A 19940-nucleotide genomic window follows, 5' to 3' on the forward strand; every position below is an offset into this window, starting at 1 on the left:
AGGGTGGAGAGCGTCGAGTAGTTGCAGCCGCTGAGGCTGGTTCAACAATGGCAGTTGTGCAACCAGCTTTTTGAACCGGGGCGCCTTCACGATTCACTCCTATGGACGACGATAGGGTTGGACCGCCGGGCAGCTCAACAGTTCAACGCTCATCCATATTTAACGTGTACATCGCCAACAATTATCGCAAGGCGACCATTTGCCACAGCTATAATTGTCTGATTGCAAGCCGCGTTTGGTCAGTCGAAGATGAACTTCTTGAAGGAAAACCTTGGGCGGCCGCTGGCCTATGTCGGCATCACGACGGTCAGCTTTCTCGTTCTGAACGCGATCAACGAATGGATGTTCCTGGAGCTGGAGCACGCACCTGGCATTAACTGGGTATTCTTGCCCGCGGGGATACGCCTGCTGGCGACCCTGCTGTTCGGATTCGCCGGCTTTGTCGGTCTATTGGTGGCAAGTTTCTACCTGAACTTCCATCATTTTATTTTCCAGGATGACGTGCGCGCAATCAGCGGCGCGCTGGCCGGCGCGGGAGGACCCTATCTCGCCTATCTGGTCGCCAAACACTGGTACAACCTGGGGCCGCGTCTCAAGAACCTGACTGCGCCAAGGCTGCTGATTACCGGGATCCTGTGCGGCGTGGTCAGTCCGGCTTTCCATCACGCGTTCATATGGGTCCAGACCGGGCTCGTGGACTGGTTCGCTCTCGCTGCGATGATCACGGGCGACATCGTCGGCATCATGTTTGCCCTGTGTCTGGCGAAAAGCATCATCAAGCTGACCGATCCGCGCGAAGTCGAGGATTATCATGGCTGATGCAACGGCCCGATATCGACCAGCGCCCCGGGCCGCCATGGTCAGGGCGGTGATGTGCAGCGCTTGCGTTGCTGCCGGTGCGCTCGCACCTTCGACGACCGGACCGGCATGGCGCTGGCGCCACCGCCAGCGCCACCGCTTCCTTCACCGGGTTTGATCAGAACTCTTCCCACTCGGCCTCATTGACCCTGGCTGGTGCTGCCGGCTTGCCAGCGGCCGGCTTTGCTCCCGGCTGGGCAGCTGCAGGCTTGGCCGCCGCACGCGGCGCCGGCCTGGCCAGCGCCGGGCATGCCGGCGGACGCTTGACCGCCACCGCGGGCGCGCTCGGCGTCACATGGCGCGCATCGAGCTTGAACACGTCGACCACCTGCGCCAGGCGTTGCGCCTGTTCCTGCAGGGCGGCCGTGGCGGCGGTCGCTTCCTCGACCAGGGCGGCATTCTGCTGGGTCGCGTTATCCATCTGTCCCATGGCCTGGTTGACCTGGTCGATGCCGGTGATCTGCTCCTGGCTGGCCGACGAGATCTCGCCCATGATGTCGGTCACGCGCTGGATCGAGTCGACCACCTCGCGCATGGTCGCGCCGGTGTGGTCGACCAGCCGGGTGCCGGTGTCGACTTTTTCGACCGAGTCGCCGATCAGCTGCTTGATTTCCTTGGCGGCGGCGGCCGAGCGCTGCGCCAGCGTGCGCACTTCCGAGGCGACCACCGCGAAGCCGCGGCCCTGCTCGCCGGCGCGCGCCGCCTCCACGGCCGCGTTCAGCGCCAGGATATTGGTCTGGAAGGCGATGCCGTCGATGACCGCGATGATGTCGACGATCTTGCGTGACGATTCGTTGATCGAGCCCATGGTGGCGACCACCTGCTCGACCGCCTGGCCGGCCTGGGTGGCGACGCCCGAGGCGGCGATCGCCAGCTGGTTGGCCTGGCGCGCATTGTCCGCATTCTGGCGCACGGTGCCGGTCAGTTCTTCCATCGAGGCGGCGGTTTCTTCCAGTGCCGCCGCTTGCTGCTCGGTGCGGCTGGACAGGTCGAAGCTGCCGGCCGCGATCTCGCTCGAGGCGCCGCTGATGGTCTGCGTGCCGCTGCGCACTTCGTCGACGATCTTCGACAGGGACGTGTTCATATTACCCAGCGCGCGCAGCAGGGCGCCCGTTTCGTCGAGCGCCTTGCTGTCGATGGTGACCGTCAGGTCGCCGGCCGCCACCTGTTCGGCGGCGTGCACCGCCTGGCGCAGCGGACGGGTGATCGAGCGGGTGAGCAGCCAGGCGAACACGCCGCCCAGCAGCAGGGCGCCGGCGGCCAGCGAGCCGATGACCCAGTTGCTGCGGCTGGCGGTATTGGCGATCAGGTCGGCGCTGGCGCTGATGCGCTGGTGCTGCAGATCGACCAGTTCCTTCACGCGTTCCTGGTAGGCCTTGGCCGCCGGGTTGAATTGCTGGGTCAGGATTTGCTCGGCCAGTTCGACATCGCCCTCGGCCTTGGCCTTGACCGCGCCGTCGCGCGCGCGGCTATAGGCGGCGCGGTGCTCCATCACCGACTTGAACAGCGTCGTCTCGTCGTCCCCGCTGATCAAAGGCTCGATCCGCTTGACCAGGTCGGCCGACAGCTTGCCGGTGGCGGCCGCGTCTTCCTTGAAGAATTCGGTCAACGATGGATCGCTGCTCTTGACGATGGCGGCGGTGCGGCGCACGGCGGCGAAGATCTGGGTGTACCACTCGGCGATCATGCGCTCCTTTGCCAGTGGTTCTGCCAGAATCGTCGATGTCTCGTGGGCGACCTGGTTCAGGCGCCAGACGCCGACGGTGGCGATGATGACGGTCATCAAGAGCGTGAGGGCGAAGCCGGCGGCCAGGCGCGTACCGATATTGAGTTTGATGAAATTGCCCATTATTTATCTAATTTGAAGTGGTGTTGGTCGCCAAACCAGCATGATGGTGCACGATATTGTCAATAGTGCATCAGAGTTGTATCAACACCATTGGCGGGAAAATATTGTGTCGCTCTAGCGTAAGAATTATTGCCCAACCGAAACCAAAATGCATCTGGAATAGTGGTTTTGTGTTCGTCCAGCGACAAGCTTTGCTTGCCCGAAACGGGCTAGTTGGCAGCTTGATATGAAGAAGTATTTGCAGGTTTAAGGTATAATTTCTATTTCCCGCGTGTGCCATTCGGCACCATCAGCACAATGACCAAATTCGTATTCGTCACTGGCGGCGTCGTGTCTTCCCTGGGCAAAGGGATCGCGGCCGCTTCCCTCGCCGCGATCCTCGAGAGCCGCGGCCTCAAAGTCACCCTGCTCAAGCTCGACCCCTACATCAACGTCGACCCGGGCACCATGAGCCCGACCCAGCACGGCGAAGTGTTCGTCACCGACGACGGCGCCGAGACCGACCTGGACCTTGGTCACTACGAGCGCTTCATCAGCACCCGCATGAAGAAGGTGAACAACTTCACCACGGGCCAGATCTATGAATCGGTGATCCGCAAGGAGCGCCGCGGCGAATACCTCGGCAAGACCGTGCAGGTCATCCCGCACATCACCAACGAGATCCAGGACTACATCCGCCGCGGCGCCGAAGGCGTCGACGTGGCGCTGGTCGAGATCGGCGGCACCGTGGGCGACATCGAGTCGCTGCCGTTCCTGGAGGCTGCGCGCCAGCTGTCGCTGCGCTCTGGCCGCAAGGGCGCCGCCTTCGTGCACCTGACCCTGGTGCCGTATATCGCCTCGGCCGGCGAACTCAAGACCAAGCCGACCCAGCACAGCGTGCAGAAGCTGCGCGAGATCGGCATCTCGCCGAACGCGCTGCTGTGCCGTGCCGACCGCCGCATTCCCGACGACGAGCGCGCCAAGATCTCGCTGTTCGCCAACGTCGAAGAGCAGGCCGTGATCTCGGTGTGGGACGTGGACACCATCTACAAGGTGCCGCAAGTGCTGTGCGACCAGGGCCTGGACGACATCATCCTCGAAGCCCTGGGCCTCGAGGCGCCGAAGGCCGACCTGACGATGTGGACCAAGCTGATTCACACGCTGGAAAATCCGCAGCACGAGATCACCATCGGCATGGTCGGCAAGTACGTCGACCTGATCGAATCCTATAAATCGCTGACCGAGGCGCTGCGCCACGCCGGCATCCATACCGAGAGCCGGGTCAACATCGAGTACCTGGACTCGGAAGAAATCGAGACCCGCGGCTGCGACCACCTGGCCAAGTACGACGCCATCCTGGTGCCGGGCGGCTTCGGCAAGCGCGGCGTGGAAGGCAAGATCGCCGCTGCCCGCTACGCCCGCGAGAACAAGATCCCTTACCTCGGCATCTGCCTGGGCATGCAGGTCGCGCTGATCGAGTACGCCCGCAATATGGCTGGCCTGCCGAACGCGAATTCGACCGAGTTCGACCCGGAAACCGACCAGCCGGTCGTGGCCCTGATCACCGAATGGCAAAATCATGACGGCAAGGTCGAGAAGCGCGACACCAACTCGAACCTGGGCGGCACCATGCGCCTGGGCGCCCAGACCTGCGCGGTGAATCCGGGCACGCTGGCGGCCGAGATCTATGGCAATGTCGTGACCGAGCGTCACCGTCACCGCTACGAAGGCAATAACTTCTACCTGCCGAAGGTCGAAGCCGCCGGCCTGACCGTGTCGGCGCGTACCCCGAACGAAGACCTGTGCGAGATCATGGAACTCCCGCGCGACGTGCACCCCTGGTACATGGGCGTGCAGTTCCACCCCGAGTTCAAGTCGACCCCGCGCAGCGGCCATCCGCTGTTCACGTCGTTCATCCGGGCGGCGCTGGCGCACCAGGCTTCCAACACCAATACCGCGGCCAAGGCTGAATCCAGCGTCGCGGCCTTGCAAGGAGACGCAGCATGAAACTCGCCGGATTCGACGTCGGCCTCGAGCACCCGATCTTCCTGATCGCCGGCACCTGCGTGATCGAATCGCGCCAGATGGCGATGGACACCGCCGGCACGCTGAAAGAGATCACCTCGGCGCTGGGCATCCCGTTCATCTATAAATCGTCGTTCGACAAGGCCAACCGCTCGTCGGGCAAGTCGTTCCGCGGCCCGGGCCGCGAGAAGGGCCTGGAGATCCTGGCCGCCGTGCGCCGCGAAATCGGCGTGCCGGTCCTGACCGACGTGCACGACGAAGAGATGATCCCCGAGGTGGCGAGCATCGTCGACGTGCTGCAGACCCCGGCCTTCCTGTGCCGCCAGACCGACTTCATCAACGCCTGCGCACGTTCGGGTAAACCGGTCAACATCAAGAAGGGCCAGTTCCTGGCCCCCGGCGACATGAAGAACGTGATCGACAAGGCACGCGCCGCCGCGCGCGAGGCGGGCCTGAACGAGGACAACTTCATGGCCTGCGAACGCGGCGCCTCGTTCGGCTACAACAACCTGGTGTCGGACATGCGCGGCCTGGCCATCATGCGCGAATCGAACTGCCCGGTGGTGTTCGACGCGACCCATTCGGTGCAGCTGCCGGGCGGCCAGGGCACCTCGTCCGGCGGCCAGCGCGAGCACGTGCCGGTCCTGTCGCGCGCCGCCGTGGCGGCGGGCATCGCCGGCCTGTTCATGGAGACGCACCCTGATCCGGCGAATGCGATGTCGGACGGTCCGAACGCCGTGCCGCTGGGCCACATGAAGGAACTCCTGACCACGCTCGTCGAGATCGACCGCATCGTCAAGAAGACCGGTTTCATGGAAACCAAGTTCAAGTAACAGCGCATCCTGGAGGCGTCCCGCGGCATGGCGCCTCCGCCCGATTTCCCCACCTTCTGGAGACTGAGAAACATGAGTGCTATCGTTGATATTATCGGCCGCGAAGTCATTGATTCGCGCGGTAACCCGACCGTCGAATGCGACGTGCTGCTGGAGTCCGGCGTGATGGGCCGCGCCGCGGTGCCGTCGGGCGCGTCGACCGGTTCGCGCGAAGCGATCGAGCTGCGCGACGGCGATCCGAAGCGTTACTTCGGCAAGGGCGTGCTGCAGGCCTGCGAGAATATCAACACCGAGATCTCCGAAGCGATCATGGGCCTGGACGCCAACGAGCAAGCCTTCCTCGACCGCACCCTGATCGATCTCGACGGCACCGAAAACAAGAGCCGCCTGGGCGCCAACGCCATGCTGGCGGTGTCGATGGCGGTCGCCAAGGCCGCGGCCGAAGAAGCCGGCCTGCCGCTGTACCGCTATTTCGGCGGTTCGGGCGCGATGCAGATGCCGGTGCCGATGATGAACGTCATCAACGGCGGCGCGCACGCCGACAACAACCTGGACATCCAGGAATTCATGATCATCCCGGTGGGCGCACCGTCGTTCAAGGAAGCCATCCGCTACGGCGCCGAGGTGTTCCACACCCTGAAGAAGATCCTGCACTCGAAGGGCCTGAACACCGCCGTGGGCGACGAAGGCGGCTTCGCACCATCGGTCGCGAACCACGAGGAAGCCATCAAGCTGATCATGCAGGCGATCGAGCAGGCCGGCTACGTGGCCGGCCAGGACATCGCCCTGGGCCTCGATTGCGCCGCCAGCGAATTCTTCAAGGACGGCAAATACGTGCTCGAAGGCGAAGGCGGCCTTTCCCTGAGCGCGGCCGACTTCACCAATATGCTGGCCACCTGGTGCGACAAGTACCCGATCATCTCGATCGAGGACGCGATGGCGGAAGGCGATTGGGACGGCTGGGCCACCTTGACCGCGGCGCTGGGCAAGAAGGTGCAGCTGGTGGGCGACGACCTGTTCGTCACCAATACCAAGATCCTCAAGGAGGGCATCCAGAAGGGCGTCGCCAACTCGATCCTCATCAAGATCAACCAGATCGGCACCCTGACCGAGACCTTCGCCGCCATCGAGATGGCCAAGCGCGCCGGCTACACCGCCGTGATCTCGCACCGTTCGGGCGAAACCGAAGACGCGACCATCGCCGACATCGCGGTTGGCACCAACGCCCTGCAGATCAAGACCGGCTCGCTGTCGCGTTCGGACCGCATGGCCAAGTACAACCAGCTGCTGCGCATCGAGGAAGACCTGGGCGACATCGCCAGCTATCCTGGCCGCGACGCGTTCTACAACCTGAAGTAATCCACTGGCCGGCAAAACGGGAGGGCGCCCGGCGCCCTTGCTGTTCGCCGGCCAGATCGCATCCATATTCTCCCTGCCATGCGCCTGATCACGATCGCCCTTGCCGCCTTGCTCGTGCTGATCCAGTACCCACTCTGGCTCGGCAAGGGGGGCTGGCTGTCCGTGGCCGACATGCAGGGCCAGGTCGAGGCCACGCGGCTCAAGACCGAGCAGCTCACCGCGCGTAACGCCAAGCTGGCGTCCGAGGTCGAAGACTTGCGGGAAGGCACCGGCGCGGTCGAGGAGCGCGCGCGCTACGACCTGGGGATGATCAAGCAGGGCGAGATCTTCGTGCAGGTGCTGCGCAAGGACGAGTTGCCGGTCGAATCGATGACCGTGCCTCCGCCACCGCCGCCACCGAAGAATGGCGCCAAGCCGGCGCCGACGCACTGATTGAACGTCATGAGCAAACAGAATTCCCCGATCGATCCCGCCAGCCTCGATTCACTCGATGCAATTGCAAACTGCCTGGCCGATGCCTTCGAAGATGGCGATGGCCTGGTCATTGGCGCTGCGTTGAAGGCGGTGGCGCAGGCGCCGGGGCTCGGTGGGCTGGCCGCGGCGGTGGGCGTGCCACGGGAGCAGCTCGCGACGGCCTTGGTGGCGGGGGAGTTCGACCTCGATCTCACGCTCGAAATCATGAAGGTCGTTGATTTGCATATGAGTGGCGGGCGTAGCGACGATTGAGTCGCCTTTACGTCCGCTTCAATCGTCGTTGAACGCGTGGGCGGCGCAGCCGCCCACCCCACGGTGTGCATATGCTGTTGAACGCGTGGGCGGCGTAGCCGCCCACCCCACGGTCTATGCGGATCGTGGGGTGGACGGCTTGGCCGTCCACGCGTTCGTGCGGCCCATACGGACCGCCACATCACATCATCAGCCGCCCACCCCACGGTCTATGCGGATCGTGGGGTGGACGGCTTGGCCGTCCACGCGTTCGTGCGGCCCATACGGACCGCAACATCACATCATCAGTTCTTCGAATCCGACGACGCCTCACCCTGGGTGTGGCCTGCACCTTGTTCCAGGAAGGCGCGCAGCATCCACGCGTTCTTTTCGTGGATTTCCATGCGCGTCGCCAGCATGCCGGCGCTTGGCTGGTCGTCGGCTGCGTCGGCGATGCGGAAGGCCGCACGCGCGGTGCGCGCCACCGCTTCCTGGCCGGCGACCAGCTGGCGGATCATTTCCTGCGCGCCCGGCACGTTCGGTTCTTCCTTGATGGTCGACAGCTCGGCGTAGCGCTGGTAGGTGCCCGGTGCGAAGTGGCCCAGGGCGCGGATGCGCTCGGCGATATCGTCCAGCGCGTTCCACAGCTCGGTGTACTGCTCCTGGAACATCACGTGCAGGGTCTGGAACATCGGGCCGGTCACGTTCCAGTGGAAGTTGTGGGTCTTCAGGTACAGCATGTAGCTGTCTGCCAGGACGTGCGACAGCGAGTCGACGATTTTCGCGCGGTCTTCGGTGCTGATGCCAATATCGATATTCATGTGCTTCCTCCGTGTCAGTGATGGGTACATGGTGTCGCTGTTCGAAAATGCAACAGTGTCATAACAGCATCAGCTTACCATCTTGGGCGAAAACGCGAAGGACGCCATCCGTATCCTGTCAAAACAACAGGGCGCCGAAGCGCCCTGAGAGATACTGCCGAGCCGGCACTAGGCCGGCGCGATCGACCGGCCTAGTGCGTGCTGCCGCTCGGCGGCATCATGGTCTGCAGCGGGCTGTCGCTGGCGAACAGCTGCGCGCAGTCGACCTTGTCGAAGGCGTAGTGCTTGCCGCAGAAGTCGCAGTTGATGCCCAGCTCGCCCAGCTCGGTCAGCGCCGATTCGACTTCTTCCTGGCCCAGCATCTTGAGCATATTGCCGACCTTCTCGCGATTGCAGCTGCAGTGGAACTCCGGGTAGAGCGGATCGAACACGCGGATGGTCTCTTCCCAGAACAGGCGGTGCAGCAGGGTCGAGATATCGGTCGAGAGCAGCTCTTCGCGCTTGACGGTCTGGCCGAGCATGGCGGCGCGATTCCAGGTTTCCAGGTCTTCGGCCTCGGTGGCCTGCTTGGTTTGATCTTCCTTGCCGCTGTGGCGCGGCAGCTTTTGCAGCAGCAGGCCGCGCGCGACCTTGTCGTCGGCCGCCAGCCACAAGCGCGTGTCCATCTGTTCCGAACGCAGCATGTAGTTCTCGATGACGGTCGCCATGTCGTCGCCGTCGAGCGGCACCACGCCCTGGTAGGGCTGCTGGCCCGGCACCTTGTCGGCCGGATCGAGCGTGATCACGAAGCGGCCCTTGCCGTTCACATTGAACATCTGCGACAGGGTGGCGTCGTCCGGGATCTCGACGTCGGGCGCCAGCTTGGCCGTCGCGCGCATGCGCAGGTCGGCGTCACATTCGACCACCAGCAGGCGCACCGGGCCGTCGCCGTGGATCTGCATCACGAGCGCGCCGTTGAACTTGAGGTTGGCCGACAGCAGGGCGCCGGCCGCCACCATCTCGCCGAGCAGCGAACGCACCGCTTTCGGGTAGGCGTGACGGGCCTGGATCTCGCGCCAGGTGTCCGAAATCTCGACCAGCTCGCCGCGCACGGCCGCATTGTCGAAGATAAATTTTTGCAGGGTGTCCCTGTTGGTGGTGCCAGTATCCGTAGTCGTCATTCTTTATCCGATTTTCTTGAGCTGCGTCTTGAACAGCCGGCCGCGCGCCACATAACTCGCGGCAATGCCTTCCAGGCGCAGCAGGTCTTCTTGTGTCAGTGTCCGCACCACCTTCGCGGGCGAACCCAGGATCAGCGAGTGGTCGGGAAACTCCTTGCCTTCCGTAACCAGGGCGCCGGCGCCGACCAGGCAACCCTTGCCGATCCGCGCACCGTTGAGCACCACGGCCTGGATGCCGATCAGCGAACCGTCGCCCACCGTGCAGCCGTGCAGCATGGCCTGGTGGCCGATCGTCACGTTCTGGCCGATGTCGAGCGGGTAGCCCATATCGGTGTGCATCACGGTGCCTTCCTGAACATTGCTGTTCGCGCCGATCGTGATGCGCTCGTTGTCGCCGCGCAGCGTGGCGCCGAACCACACCGACGCATGCGCCCCGAGCGTGACCTTGCCCACCAGGGTGGCCGTATCGGCCACGAAGGCCGATGGATCGATCTCGGGCGCATGCTCGCCCAGCTGGTAAATCGCCATGGATGTGCTCGCGGAAGATGGAAATGGCGCTATTTTACCGTTCCCGCCGCCCCGCCATGCAGCCATGCCACGTCTTGAAGTCGGGCAGATGGGGCCGCGGCGCCCGAATTCAACCGCCAAACCGTATAATCATCCGAACGACCGTACTAAAATTGGGAGATCCATGAAAGCCTCACGTTCCGAATTCCTGACTGTGCGGGGCCTGCGCCTGCACGTGCGCCACTGGGGGCAGGAGGGCGCGCCCAAGCTGTTCATGCTGCACGGCTGGATGGACGTGTCGGCCTCGTTCCAGTTCATGGTCGATTGCCTGGCGGGCAACTGGCATGTGATCGCGCCGGACTGGCGTGGTTTTGGCCAGAGTCAGCGGTCGGGTGCCGACACCTACTGGTTTCCCGACTACGTGGCCGACCTCGAGGTGCTGCTCGACCATTATGCGCCCGCTGAGGCGGTCAACCTGCTGGGGCACAGCATGGGAGGCAATATCGCCGGCATCTATGCCGGTGTGCGGCCGCAGCGCATCGCGAAGCTGATCAACCTCGAGGGTTTCGGGCTCCCGACCACCCGTGCGGCCCAGTATCCGGGGCGCGTGGCCAAGTGGCTGGACGAGTTGCGTGAGCCGCCCGAGATGCGCGGTTATGCCAGTTTGGATGAGGTCGCGGCGCGCTTGCGCAAGACCAATCCGCGGCTGGCGGTCGAGCGTGCGGCTTTCCTGGCGGCGCACTGGGCGGAGCAGGACCGCGATGGCCAGTGGAAGATACTGGGCGATCCGGCGCACAAGATGAGTTCGCCGTTGCTGTACCACGTCGACGAGATCATGGCTTGCTGGAGCGCGATCACGGCGCCGGTATTATGGGTCGAGGCCGAAGAGACGGATATGTGGCGCTGGATGGGGGCGAAGGATCAGGCGCGCGCCGAAGTCGACCGGCGGATGACTTATCTGAGCAGGGTGACGCCGCGCATGGTGCCGCAGGCCGGACATATGCTGCATCATGACCAGCCCGAGATGCTGGCGGCCATGGTCGAGGAATTTCTCGCGCAGTAAGAGCGCTGCTCGACGTTGGTGGCGGGGCTGTCCAGGACGATCCGGCGCACGATTTCCGGCAGCTGGCTGTGCAGCCACCTCCGTTCGGCATCATCCAGCGGCTCGGGCGCCTGCGCCAGCCCGGCGAGCCGCTCCAGCACGTCCGGAGCAATCCCGGCGCCCCTGGCAGCCCCGAGCGCCAGCACGAAGCGCTGCGCCACCGGCCTGATCGGCCCACCTTGCGCGCGATACCGCTGCAGCTCGCCCATCAGATACAGGGCGAGGGCAGGCGGCGGGACATCAGGCGGCGGCGCCGGCGGCATGCAGTTCACGCACCAGCGTTGCCACCAGTTCGGCAGCCGGCAAAGCGCGCGCCAGCGGCGCGCCCTGGCCCGCCCAGTGCGCCGCATAGTCATGGTTGCCGGCCTTGGCCGCGACGGCGTGCAGCTGCTTGGCCGCGTCGTAGGCAACCGGATAGGCAGCCGGCACGCCAGACGCCCCGTGCGCGATCAACCGATTGACGATCCCGCGCGCCGGCCGTCCCGACACCGCCGCCGTGAGTGCGGTGACCGCGGCGCGTTCGCTCTGCAGATTGGCGCGGTAAGCCTCGTTCGCCGCCGATTCGGGACTCAGTATGAAGGCGGTACCGAGCTGCGCGCCGGCCGCGCCCAGGTCGAGCGCGGCCCTGACGCCGGCGCCATCCATGATGCCGCCGGCGGCGATCACCGGCAGCCCCGTCCGCTTGACGAGCAGGCGCACCAGCACCGCCATGCTCAGCCGCTCGTCGGTCGCGTCAGGGTCGAACATGCCGCGATGGCCGCCGGCTTCGATGCCCTGGGCCACGATCGCATCGACGCCAGCCCGCTCGATCTGCAAGGCTTCGTGCAGGTTGGTCGCCGTGGCCATGGTGCGAATGCCGGCCGCGCGCAGGGCCGCCAGGCGTTCGGCGGCAGGCAGGCCGAAATGGAAGCTGACCACTTCCGGACGCAGCTCGAGCAGCATCCGGAACGCCTCTTCGTCATCGTTGAAGGTACGATAGATTTCCTCGAGCGCCGACGGCAGCGGCGCGCCGGCTTCGTCGAACAGCGGCGCCAGATGCGCCAGCCAGGCGGCTTCGACATCGGCATCGCGCCGGGCCGGCGCATGGCAGAACACATTGACATTGATCGGCTTCGCGGTCAGTGCCCGTGTTTCCTCGATCATCGTGCGCGCTTGTGCGACCGTGCCTGCGCCGATTCCCAGGGAGCCCAGCGCGCCGGCGTTCGACACCGCCGCTGCAAGCCGGGGCGTGGCCGTGCCGGCCATCGGCGCCTGGATGATCGGATGTGTGATGGATAACCGGGAGAAGAACGGGTGGGACGGTCGCATGGCTGACTCCTTTCGCGCTTGACTGTAATTCTCAAAAAGAGAATGAAGTGATGGTATCATTCTGTTTTGAGAAAAGATATATGGATACCGAATCTTTACGGATCTTTTGCGCGGTGGCTGCGGAACTGAGCGTGACGCAGGCCGCCGCGCGGCTCGGGCGGGCGCCGTCGAATGTCACGACCCGCATCCAGCAGCTGGAGGCCGACTTCGACGCCGAGCTGTTCGTGCGCATCGGTAAGCGTATCGCGTTGTCGACCGCAGGCGAACAGTTTCTTGCCTATGCCGAACGGCTGCTGGCGCTGGAAGACGAGGCGCGCCAGGTCGTGTCGAATGGCGCCTCGGGCGGCGTGCTGCGGATCGGCAGCATGGAAAGCACGGCGGCCAGCCGGTTGCCGGGCGTGCTGGCCGCCTACCACCTCGATCATCCAGGAACACGGCTGGCGCTGAGCACCGGACCGTCGCGCCAGATCATCGAGGCAGTGAGGACCGGGGCGCTGGATTGCGCGTTTGCCGCCTTGCCCGAAGACGGCGCGGATCTGGCCGACATGGCTCTGCAATCGATGCCGGTCTGGGAAGAAGAATTGCTGCTGTTGCTGCCGCCGGGCGACACGGACGCCGCTGACATCGGCAAGGTGACGGCGCGCTCCCTGGCCGCCTTCCCGCAGGGCTGCACCTACCGCAGCCTGGCCGAGAACCGGCTGGGCATCGCCGGCGCCCCCGACTGGCGCGTGCAAGAGATGAACTCCTACCATGCGATGATCGCCTGCGTGGCAGCCGGCGCCTGCGTGACGGTCTTGCCCGCGAGCGTGCTGGCGCTGAGCGGCGCCCCGGCCGCGCTGCAGACCCTGTCGCTGGGCCGCATGACGACCTGCCTGGTCTGGCGCGAGGGCTTTGCAACACCGGCGTTCCTTGCATTTGCCAGCCGGTCGCGCATGGTTGATACCCAACTGGGAAGACAGGTAAATGCGCGTACAATGTGACGTTCCAGATACTTCATTCGCGCCATGCTGAAAGTCGACCTGCACTGCCACTCCACCGTCTCCGACGGCATACTCGCCCCTGCCGACGTGGCCGCTTACGCGCGCAAGGGCGGGGTCGATGTATGGGCGCTCACCGACCACGACGAGATCAGCGGCATCAAGGCCGCGCGCAAGGCGGCGGGCGAACTGGGCATGCGCTTCGTGGCCGGGGTCGAGATCTCGGTCACCTGGGCCAACGAGACCGTGCACATCGTCGGCCTGCAGGTCGACGAGGACAATCCGGGCCTGGTCGCCGGCCTGGCCGCAACCCGCAACGGCCGCGAGCAGCGTGCCCGCGAAATAGCGGCGCAGCTGGAGCAAGCCGGCATCCCGGGCGCCTATGAGGGCGCGCTGCGCTTCGTCGCCAATCCCGACCTGATGTCGCGCACCCACTTCGCGCGCTACCTGTGCGAGATCGGCGTGTGCGAGACCACCTCCGAAGTATTCCGCCGTTTCCTCACCGAAGGCAAGCCGGGCTATGTGCCGCATCGCTGGGCCACGCTGGCCGAGGCGATGGGCTGGATCCGCGGCGCCGGCGGCATCCCCGTGATCGCGCACCCGGGCCGCTACCGCTTCAGCGACACGGCGCAGGGCGTCCTGTTCGACGAGTTCCGCCAATTGGGCGGCAACGCCATCGAGGTCGTCACCGGCAGCCACACGCCGGACCAGTACCAGACCTATGCCGAGCTGGCACGACGCTACGGCTTTCTGGCCTCGCGCGGGACCGACTTCCATGCGCCGGGCGAGGCGAGGGTCGAGTTCGCCGAGTTGCCGCCCTTGCCATCGCATGTGACGCCGGTATGGCATGACTGGTTTTGACACGCAAGCATCCACAACCCAACCCGCCGATGGCGGGTTTTGTTTTATTGGCAACGTCGAATAATAAATATTGTGCAGCGCAGCACAAGGCGGATATGTGGTCTATACTCCAATCAGAGTATATGAGGAGTATAAAATGCCATGAAGCTCGTAGCCCAGTCCCAAAAATTGCCTGATAGCGACAAGGTGACCGTCAATGTCGGCCTGGTAGACCTGGCCCAACTCGACCTGCTGGTAGAGGAAGGCTTTTATTCCAACCGTACCGATTTCGTCCGGACGGCAATCCGCAACCAGCTCCAGGTACACGCCGACGCCATCCGTCAGACGGTGACGCGCAAACGCTACGTCATGGGCATGTACCGTTACTCCCAGCGTGAGCTGGCCGAACTGGTGGCGTCCGGACAGCAGCTGGAAATCCACGTGCTGGGTCTGGCGGTCATCGAAGACGATGTGCCGGTCGCGCTGGCCAGGAACGCCATTGCCTCGGTCCAGGTCCTGGGCGCCTTCATCGCATCACCGGCCGTGCGCGAAGCGCTGGCCGACCGCATTCAATCCTGACACGGGAGTACAGTATGAAACCTTATGAACAATTTATCGGCCAAATGATGGAATCGGCGCGCCGCGTACAGGCGCGCGATCCGGCAGCGGCGACGGACATCATCCAGCAGGCGCTGGCCCAGGCCGGCCTGCTGGCGCCGCAGGCAGCGCCCGGCGCCGCGCAGGCGCGCCCCGAGTTCGTCGACCTGAATCCGCCCCCCGGCTGGAGCCGCGCCACCGCGCGCGCCCGTCCCGGTCCCAGGCATGGCGCGCGAGGCGTGCAGGCGGCGCCCGACTTGCCCGGCCGTTTCATCGCGGGCAGCCATCGCTGCGAAGCCGGTGCGCGCCGCTACAAACTGTATATCCCGGCCAGGGAGTCGGCCACGCCGCGAGCGCTGGTCGTCATGCTGCACGGCTGCACCCAGAACCCCGACGACTTCGCCGCCGGCACCGGCATGAATGCGCTGGCCGAGGAAGCCGGCTGCCTGGTGCTGTATCCCGAGCAGGACGGCGGCGCCAACCATTCGCACTGCTGGAACTGGTTCGAGCCCGGCCACCAGGCGCGCGATGCAGGCGAGCCCGGCATTATCGCCGACATGACCCGCCAGATCGTGAAGGAGTACGACGCCGACCCGTCGCAGGTCTTCGTGGCCGGCATGTCGGCCGGCGGCGCGATGGCGGCGGTGCTGGGCGCCGAGTATCCCGAGCTGTTCGCCGCGATCGGCGTTCATTCAGGCCTGCCGGCGGGCAGCGCGCGCGACATGATCTCGGGCCTGCAAGCCATGAAGAAGCCGGGGCGGTCGCGCAGCCTGCGCGAAGCGGTGCCGGTGATCGTCTTCCACGGCGATGCCGACCACGTGGTCAATTGCGCCAATGGCGAGGCGGTGCTGGACCAGTTCGTGGGCGCCCACGCCGGCCTGCGCGCCACGCCGCTGGAGGCCGGCGTGGCCGAATCCACCGAGGGCGGCCGGCGCAGCACGCGTCGCAGCTGGCGCGACGAAGCGGGGCGGACAATGGCGGAACACTGGATCGTGCACGGCGCCGGCCACGCCTGGGCCGGCGGCAACCCGGCCGGTTCACATACCGACGCGCTCGGCCCCAACGCCTCGCGCGAGATGTTGCGCTTTTTCCTGCAAAGGTAAATCCAGGCGCCAGGCCCGGCCCGCAATGGCTGGGTCTTGAATTCTGGACGGTGCAACCCAATCTTGGCATCCTGTCATCAACTTGCAGGAGATGTCTGCCATGAAGCGTATCGTGCTGTTCCTTGCCACTAACCTTGCCGTCGTGCTGGTACTGACGCTGGTCATGAACCTGCTCGGCCTGGGTCGCGTCGTGTCCGCGCAAGGACTCAACATTCCAGCCTTGGCGGTCATGTCCATCGTTATTGGTTTCACAGGCGCCTTCATCTCGCTCCTGATGAGCAAACCGATGGCCAAGTGGTCGACCGGCGCGCGGGTCATCGAGCAGCCGGCCAACGCCACCGAACAATGGCTGGTGCAAACCGTGCGGCGCCTGTCGGAACGCGCCGGCATCGGCATGCCCGAAGTCGCCGTGTATGATGGCGAGCCGAATGCCTTCGCCACGGGCGCCTTCAAGAACTCGGCGCTGGTCGCCGTGTCGACCGGCCTTCTGCAAAGCATGAACCAGGACGAGGTCGAAGCCGTGCTCGGCCACGAGGTGGCCCACATCGCCAATGGCGACATGGTCACGCTGACCCTGATCCAGGGCGTGGTGAACACCTTCGTCGTGTTCCTGGCGCGTGTGGTCGGTTTCTTCGTCGACAAGGTATTGTTCCGCAAGGAGGGCGAGGGCCCCGGCATCGGTTACTACGCGAGCGTGTTCGTGCTCGAGATCGTGTTCGGCCTGCTGGCCTCGATCATCGTCGCGTGGTTCTCGCGCCAGCGCGAATTCCGCGCCGACGCCGGCGCCGCGAAACTGATGGGCAGCCCGGTGCCGATGCAGCACGCGCTGGCCCGCCTGGGGGGCTTCGCGCCGGGCGCGCTGCCGCAGTCGATGGCCGCGTCGGGCATTTCCGGCAGCGGCGGCGGCTGGGGTGCGCTGTTCTCGACCCACCCGCCAATGGAGCAGCGCATCGCCGCGCTCCAGCAACTGCGTTGACAGATCAAGCATAAGGATCCACCGATGGGCCAATATTTCCAGATCCACCCCGAAAACCCCCAGGCCCGCCTGATCAAGCAGGCGGCGCAGATCGTCAGCAGCGGCGGCATTGTCGCGCTGCCGACCGATTCCGCCTATGCCCTGGTGTGCCGCCTGGATGACAAATCGGCGGTCGACAAGCTGCGCCGTATCCGCGGCGTCGACGACAAGCACCACCTGACCCTGCTGGTGCGCGACCTGTCCGAGGTCGCGCAGTACGCGCGTGTCGACAATGCGCAATACCGCCTGCTCAAGGCGACCATGCCGGGCCCGTATACCGTCATCCTGGAAGCGACGCGCGAATTGCCGCGCCGCTTGTCGCACCCTTCGCGCAAGACGATCGGCCTGCGCGTGCCCGAGAACCGCATCACGCTGGCGCTGCTCGAAGAACTGGGCGAGCCGCTGATCGGCACCACCTTGCAACTGCCGGGCGACGAGCACATGTTGTCCGACCCGGAAGAAGTGCGCGAGCGCCTGGAAAAGCAGATCGAGCTGATCATCGACGGCGGCGCCGGCCTGCTCGAGGCGACCACCATCATCGACCTGACCGGCCCCGAGCCGGAGCTGGTGCGCGAAGGGCGGGGCGATCCGGCGGCCTTCGGCCTGTAATGCCGGCTTAAGAATTCCACGGGACAAGTGTGTAGCGGCCTCTGTTAGAATCCCCCGTATGGATGAAACAATACGCAACATCGCCGTCTACGCGCTGCCCGTCCTTTTTGCGATTACCCTGCACGAAGCCGCCCACGCCTACGCCGCCAAATTTTTCGGTGACAACACCGCTTATTCCCAGGGCCGCATGAGCCTGAATCCGCTGGTGCACGTCGATATGTGGGGCACCATCGTGATTCCAATCATGATGTATCTGTTCACGCCCTTCGTATTCGGCTACGCCAAGCCGGTACCGGTCGATTTCAACCGCCTGCGCAATCCGAAGCGCGACATGGCCTGGGTGGCCCTGGCCGGCCCGATCGCCAACCTGATCATGGCCGCGATGTGGCTGCTGTTCGCGGCGCTGCTGGTGTTCTTCGGCGTCGGCGAAGCCTTCCCGCGCCGCATGGCCGAGGCCGGCATCCTGACCAACCTGCTGATCATGGCCTTCAACCTGCTGCCGATCCCGCCGCTGGACGGCGGGCGGGTCCTGACCAGCATGCTGCCCAATACGCTGGCCTATCAATTCGCGCGCATCGAGCCGTACGGCTTTTTCGTCGTGCTGGGCCTGGTGTTCCTGCAACTGGTGTCCTACTGGGTGGTGCCGGTGATGCAGCTGGGCCGCTGGATCGTGGACCTGATGGTCTTGCCGTTCACCTTCTTCCTGTTCTGAATGCGATGCAGCCCAACCCGCCGCGCGTGAAGATGCCGCATTTTCCAGCCGCGCTGCCGCCGTCGCCCTGGGTGGAGCGCTTCGTTTCCCTGGCGCCGCCGGGCGAGGCGCTCGACCTCGCCTGCGGCAACGGCCGCCACACGCGCCTGCTGGCGGCGCGCGGCCTGCAGGTGCTGGCGCTGGACGTCAAGCCGGACGCGCTGGCCGCCTGCGCGGGCGAACACGTCACTACCATGGAATACGATCTCGAGGCCGAGGGTTCGCCCTGGCCTTTCGAGGCGGGGCGTTTTGCGGCGATCGTGGTCACCAACTACCTGCACCGGCCCCTGTTCGCCCAGCTGGCGGCGAGCCTGCGGCCAGACGGGATCCTGATCTACGAAACCTTCGCGCAGGGGAACCAGGTGTACGGCAAGCCGTCCAATCCCGCCTTCCTGCTGGCGCCCGGCGAACTGCTGGAGCTGGCGCATGACGGCGGCCTGCAGGTGCTGGCTTACGAGGACGGCCACGTGGAGCGGCCGCATCCGGCCCAGGTGCAGCGCCTGTGCGCGGCGGGGGCGGCATTTGTCAAAACCGAGGCGCAGCTCGACCATATTGTGGTCAGGAATGAACCATAGGGGCGGGCTATCCGCTACAATCAGATTTTTTATTGAATGGCACGGCCAAGATTATGATTAAGGGCAGTATCGTTGCAATCGTCACCCCGATGTTCGAAGACGGCAGTCTTGACCGCGATTCCCTGCGCAAGTTGCTTGATTGGCACATCGCGGAAGGCACGGACGGGATCGTTATCGTTGGCACAACGGGCGAATCCGCCACCGTGTCGCCTGAGGAACATTGTGAGCTCGTCAAGCTGGCCGTCGACCATATCGGCGGCCGCATCCCGGTCATCGCCGGCACCGGCGGCAACTCGACCGCGGAAGCGATCGCTCTGACCCGCCACGCGCAAGAAGTCGGCGCCGACGCCTCGCTGCAGGTCGTTCCTTATTACAACCGTCCGACGCAAGAGGGCATGTATCGCCACTTCCGCACCATCGCGGAAGCCGTCGACCTGCCGATCATCCTGTACAACGTGCCCGGCCGCACCGTGGCCGACATGGCCAACGAGACCGTCGCGCGCCTGGCGCCGATCGACAACATCGTCGGCATCAAGGACGCCACCGGCAATATCGGACGCGGCATCGAGCTGCTCAAGATGGTCGACAAATCGTTCGCCGTTTATTCGGGCGACGATCCGACCGCGATGGCCCTGATGTTCTGCGGCGGCGCCGGCAATATCTCGGTGACGGCCAACGTCGCCCCGCGCGCCATGCACGAACTGTGCGCGGCCGCGATGGCCGGCGATATTGCCCGTGCGCTCGAGATCAACAACCGCGTGCTGGGCCTGCATGGCAAGCTGTTCGTCGAGCCGAACCCGGTGCCGGTGAAATGGGCGCTGGCCGAGATGGGCAAGATGCCGGCCGGCCTGCGCCTGCCGCTCGCGCCGCTGTCCGCTTCCTTCCACGAGACCGTGCGCGCTGCCCTGGTGGAAGCCGGCGTTCATTCCTAATCCCGCGCCCGCAAGGGTTCGGGCTCCTGACCTGA

Annotated in this window: 22 protein-coding genes; 16 read left to right on the forward strand and 6 right to left on the reverse strand. The window is 65.0% G+C overall.

Annotated elements, in window-relative coordinates; translation table 11 throughout:
• Positions 1-249 precede the first annotated feature (249 nt).
• Complete coding sequence (locus tag AC56KW_RS13595; protein WP_497171219.1) at positions 250-819, forward strand: hypothetical protein; 570 nt, start codon at positions 250-252, stop codon at positions 817-819.
• Between the two features lie 157 nt (positions 820-976).
• Here AC56KW_RS13595 and AC56KW_RS13600 read toward each other — a convergent pair whose 3' ends face one another.
• Positions 977-2707, reverse strand: a complete 1731-nt coding sequence (locus tag AC56KW_RS13600) for a methyl-accepting chemotaxis protein (RefSeq protein ID WP_497171220.1) — start codon at positions 2705-2707, stop codon at positions 977-979.
• A 297-nt stretch (positions 2708-3004) separates the two neighbouring features.
• On the opposite strand from AC56KW_RS13600, the gene pyrG reads away from it, so the two are divergent.
• The 5 genes from pyrG to AC56KW_RS13625 all read left to right on the forward strand — a co-directional run bounded on the left by pyrG (position 3005) and on the right by AC56KW_RS13625 (position 7629).
• Entirely contained in the window at positions 3005-4693 is a 1689-nt protein-coding gene (gene pyrG, locus AC56KW_RS13605) for a CTP synthase (RefSeq protein WP_497171221.1), read from the forward strand.
• Positions 4690-5544 (forward strand): 3-deoxy-8-phosphooctulonate synthase, encoded by an 855-nt coding sequence (gene kdsA, locus AC56KW_RS13610; protein ID WP_497171222.1) that lies wholly within the window; start codon positions 4690-4692, stop codon positions 5542-5544. Before pyrG ends, kdsA begins: the two co-directional genes overlap by 4 nt.
• Before the next feature lie 72 nt (positions 5545-5616).
• Complete coding sequence (gene eno / locus AC56KW_RS13615; RefSeq protein WP_497171223.1) at positions 5617-6903, forward strand: phosphopyruvate hydratase; 1287 nt, start codon at positions 5617-5619, stop codon at positions 6901-6903.
• Positions 6904-6981: 78 nt separating this feature from the next.
• Complete coding sequence (ftsB, locus tag AC56KW_RS13620; protein ID WP_497171224.1) at positions 6982-7335, forward strand: cell division protein FtsB; 354 nt, start codon at positions 6982-6984, stop codon at positions 7333-7335.
• Positions 7336-7344: 9 nt separating this feature from the next.
• A complete protein-coding gene (locus AC56KW_RS13625; RefSeq protein WP_497171225.1) occupies positions 7345-7629 on the forward strand; it encodes a helix-turn-helix domain-containing protein in 285 nt (94 codons plus the stop codon).
• 284 nt (positions 7630-7913) lie between these two features.
• Here AC56KW_RS13625 and AC56KW_RS13630 read toward each other — a convergent pair whose 3' ends face one another.
• The 3 genes from AC56KW_RS13630 to AC56KW_RS13640 all read right to left on the reverse strand — a co-directional run bounded on the left by AC56KW_RS13630 (position 7914) and on the right by AC56KW_RS13640 (position 10117).
• Positions 7914-8429: a Dps family protein gene (locus tag AC56KW_RS13630; RefSeq protein ID WP_497171226.1), complete on the reverse strand. Its 516-nt coding sequence runs from the start codon at positions 8427-8429 to the stop codon at positions 7914-7916.
• A gap of 191 nt (positions 8430-8620) precedes the next feature.
• Complete coding sequence (gene hslO / locus AC56KW_RS13635; RefSeq protein ID WP_497171227.1) at positions 8621-9589, reverse strand: Hsp33 family molecular chaperone HslO; 969 nt, start codon at positions 9587-9589, stop codon at positions 8621-8623.
• Positions 9590-9592: 3 nt separating this feature from the next.
• Positions 9593-10117, reverse strand: a complete 525-nt coding sequence (locus AC56KW_RS13640; protein ID WP_497171228.1) for a gamma carbonic anhydrase family protein — start codon at positions 10115-10117, stop codon at positions 9593-9595.
• A 163-nt stretch (positions 10118-10280) separates the two neighbouring features.
• On the opposite strand from AC56KW_RS13640, the gene AC56KW_RS13645 reads away from it, so the two are divergent.
• A complete protein-coding gene (locus AC56KW_RS13645) occupies positions 10281-11159 on the forward strand; it encodes an alpha/beta fold hydrolase (protein WP_497171229.1) in 879 nt (292 codons plus the stop codon).
• Here the strand turns inward: AC56KW_RS13645 and AC56KW_RS13650 are convergent.
• Complete coding sequence (locus AC56KW_RS13650) at positions 11105-11470, reverse strand: hypothetical protein (RefSeq protein WP_497171230.1); 366 nt, start codon at positions 11468-11470, stop codon at positions 11105-11107. The genes AC56KW_RS13645 and AC56KW_RS13650 overlap by 55 nt on opposite strands.
• Positions 11439-12506, reverse strand: coding sequence for an NAD(P)H-dependent flavin oxidoreductase (locus tag AC56KW_RS13655; protein WP_497171231.1), 1068 nt, complete (start codon positions 12504-12506; stop codon positions 11439-11441). Before AC56KW_RS13655 ends, AC56KW_RS13650 begins: the two co-directional genes overlap by 32 nt.
• Before the next feature lie 80 nt (positions 12507-12586).
• Here AC56KW_RS13655 and AC56KW_RS13660 point away from each other — a divergent pair, with 80 nt between their 5' ends.
• The 9 genes from AC56KW_RS13660 to dapA all read left to right on the forward strand — a co-directional run bounded on the left by AC56KW_RS13660 (position 12587) and on the right by dapA (position 19905).
• The gene (locus tag AC56KW_RS13660; protein ID WP_497171232.1) at positions 12587-13486 is read left to right on the forward strand and encodes a LysR substrate-binding domain-containing protein; all 900 of its coding nucleotides are present in this window, start codon (positions 12587-12589) and stop codon (positions 13484-13486) included.
• Positions 13487-13510: 24 nt separating this feature from the next.
• Complete coding sequence (locus AC56KW_RS13665; RefSeq protein WP_497171233.1) at positions 13511-14344, forward strand: 3',5'-nucleoside bisphosphate phosphatase; 834 nt, start codon at positions 13511-13513, stop codon at positions 14342-14344.
• Positions 14345-14485: 141 nt separating this feature from the next.
• Entirely contained in the window at positions 14486-14902 is a 417-nt protein-coding gene (locus AC56KW_RS13670; protein ID WP_497171234.1) for a CopG family transcriptional regulator, read from the forward strand.
• Positions 14903-14916: 14 nt separating this feature from the next.
• Positions 14917-16023 carry an extracellular catalytic domain type 1 short-chain-length polyhydroxyalkanoate depolymerase gene (locus AC56KW_RS13675; protein WP_497171235.1) on the forward strand — a complete coding sequence of 369 codons (1107 nt, stop codon included), beginning with the start codon at positions 14917-14919 and terminating at the stop codon, positions 16021-16023.
• A gap of 100 nt (positions 16024-16123) precedes the next feature.
• Positions 16124-16999, forward strand: a complete 876-nt coding sequence (htpX, locus tag AC56KW_RS13680; RefSeq protein WP_497171236.1) for a protease HtpX — start codon at positions 16124-16126, stop codon at positions 16997-16999.
• Positions 17000-17023: 24 nt separating this feature from the next.
• Positions 17024-17647, forward strand: coding sequence for an L-threonylcarbamoyladenylate synthase (locus AC56KW_RS13685; RefSeq protein WP_497171237.1), 624 nt, complete (start codon positions 17024-17026; stop codon positions 17645-17647).
• A gap of 58 nt (positions 17648-17705) precedes the next feature.
• On the forward strand, positions 17706-18359 hold the full coding sequence (locus AC56KW_RS13690; protein ID WP_497171238.1) for a site-2 protease family protein: 654 nt from the start codon (positions 17706-17708) through the stop codon (positions 18357-18359).
• A 5-nt stretch (positions 18360-18364) separates the two neighbouring features.
• Positions 18365-18973, forward strand: a complete 609-nt coding sequence (locus tag AC56KW_RS13695) for a class I SAM-dependent methyltransferase (RefSeq protein ID WP_497171239.1) — start codon at positions 18365-18367, stop codon at positions 18971-18973.
• Between the two features lie 53 nt (positions 18974-19026).
• Positions 19027-19905 (forward strand): 4-hydroxy-tetrahydrodipicolinate synthase, encoded by an 879-nt coding sequence (gene dapA / locus AC56KW_RS13700; protein ID WP_497171240.1) that lies wholly within the window; start codon positions 19027-19029, stop codon positions 19903-19905.
• Positions 19906-19940 lie beyond the last annotated feature (35 nt).

Source organism: Telluria sp. RT2P19 (genome assembly GCF_059685725.1).

Excerpts from the sequence above, each read along its gene's own strand:
- AC56KW_RS13695 (WP_497171239.1), top strand. The coding sequence starts at position 18,365 with ATGCAGCCCAACCCGCCGCGCGTGAAGATGCCGCATTTTCCAGCCGCG.
- AC56KW_RS13670 (WP_497171234.1), top strand. The coding sequence starts at position 14,486 with ATGAAGCTCGTAGCCCAGTCCCAAAAATTGCCTGATAGCGACAAGGTG.
- hslO (WP_497171227.1), bottom strand. The coding sequence starts at position 9,589 with ATGACGACTACGGATACTGGCACCACCAACAGGGACACCCTGCAAAAA.
- AC56KW_RS13640 (WP_497171228.1), bottom strand. The coding sequence starts at position 10,117 with ATGGCGATTTACCAGCTGGGCGAGCATGCGCCCGAGATCGATCCATCG.
- AC56KW_RS13595 (WP_497171219.1), top strand. The coding sequence starts at position 250 with ATGAACTTCTTGAAGGAAAACCTTGGGCGGCCGCTGGCCTATGTCGGC.
- htpX (WP_497171236.1), top strand. The coding sequence starts at position 16,124 with ATGAAGCGTATCGTGCTGTTCCTTGCCACTAACCTTGCCGTCGTGCTG.
- AC56KW_RS13655 (WP_497171231.1), bottom strand. The coding sequence starts at position 12,506 with ATGCGACCGTCCCACCCGTTCTTCTCCCGGTTATCCATCACACATCCG.
- AC56KW_RS13665 (WP_497171233.1), top strand. The coding sequence starts at position 13,511 with ATGCTGAAAGTCGACCTGCACTGCCACTCCACCGTCTCCGACGGCATA.
- AC56KW_RS13600 (WP_497171220.1), bottom strand. The coding sequence starts at position 2,707 with ATGGGCAATTTCATCAAACTCAATATCGGTACGCGCCTGGCCGCCGGC.
- kdsA (WP_497171222.1), top strand. The coding sequence starts at position 4,690 with ATGAAACTCGCCGGATTCGACGTCGGCCTCGAGCACCCGATCTTCCTG.
- AC56KW_RS13690 (WP_497171238.1), top strand. The coding sequence starts at position 17,706 with ATGGATGAAACAATACGCAACATCGCCGTCTACGCGCTGCCCGTCCTT.
- AC56KW_RS13660 (WP_497171232.1), top strand. The coding sequence starts at position 12,587 with ATGGATACCGAATCTTTACGGATCTTTTGCGCGGTGGCTGCGGAACTG.
- AC56KW_RS13630 (WP_497171226.1), bottom strand. The coding sequence starts at position 8,429 with ATGAATATCGATATTGGCATCAGCACCGAAGACCGCGCGAAAATCGTC.
- AC56KW_RS13675 (WP_497171235.1), top strand. The coding sequence starts at position 14,917 with ATGAAACCTTATGAACAATTTATCGGCCAAATGATGGAATCGGCGCGC.
- dapA (WP_497171240.1), top strand. The coding sequence starts at position 19,027 with ATGATTAAGGGCAGTATCGTTGCAATCGTCACCCCGATGTTCGAAGAC.
- pyrG (WP_497171221.1), top strand. The coding sequence starts at position 3,005 with ATGACCAAATTCGTATTCGTCACTGGCGGCGTCGTGTCTTCCCTGGGC.
- AC56KW_RS13645 (WP_497171229.1), top strand. The coding sequence starts at position 10,281 with ATGAAAGCCTCACGTTCCGAATTCCTGACTGTGCGGGGCCTGCGCCTG.
- AC56KW_RS13625 (WP_497171225.1), top strand. The coding sequence starts at position 7,345 with ATGAGCAAACAGAATTCCCCGATCGATCCCGCCAGCCTCGATTCACTC.
- ftsB (WP_497171224.1), top strand. The coding sequence starts at position 6,982 with ATGCGCCTGATCACGATCGCCCTTGCCGCCTTGCTCGTGCTGATCCAG.
- AC56KW_RS13685 (WP_497171237.1), top strand. The coding sequence starts at position 17,024 with ATGGGCCAATATTTCCAGATCCACCCCGAAAACCCCCAGGCCCGCCTG.
- eno (WP_497171223.1), top strand. The coding sequence starts at position 5,617 with ATGAGTGCTATCGTTGATATTATCGGCCGCGAAGTCATTGATTCGCGC.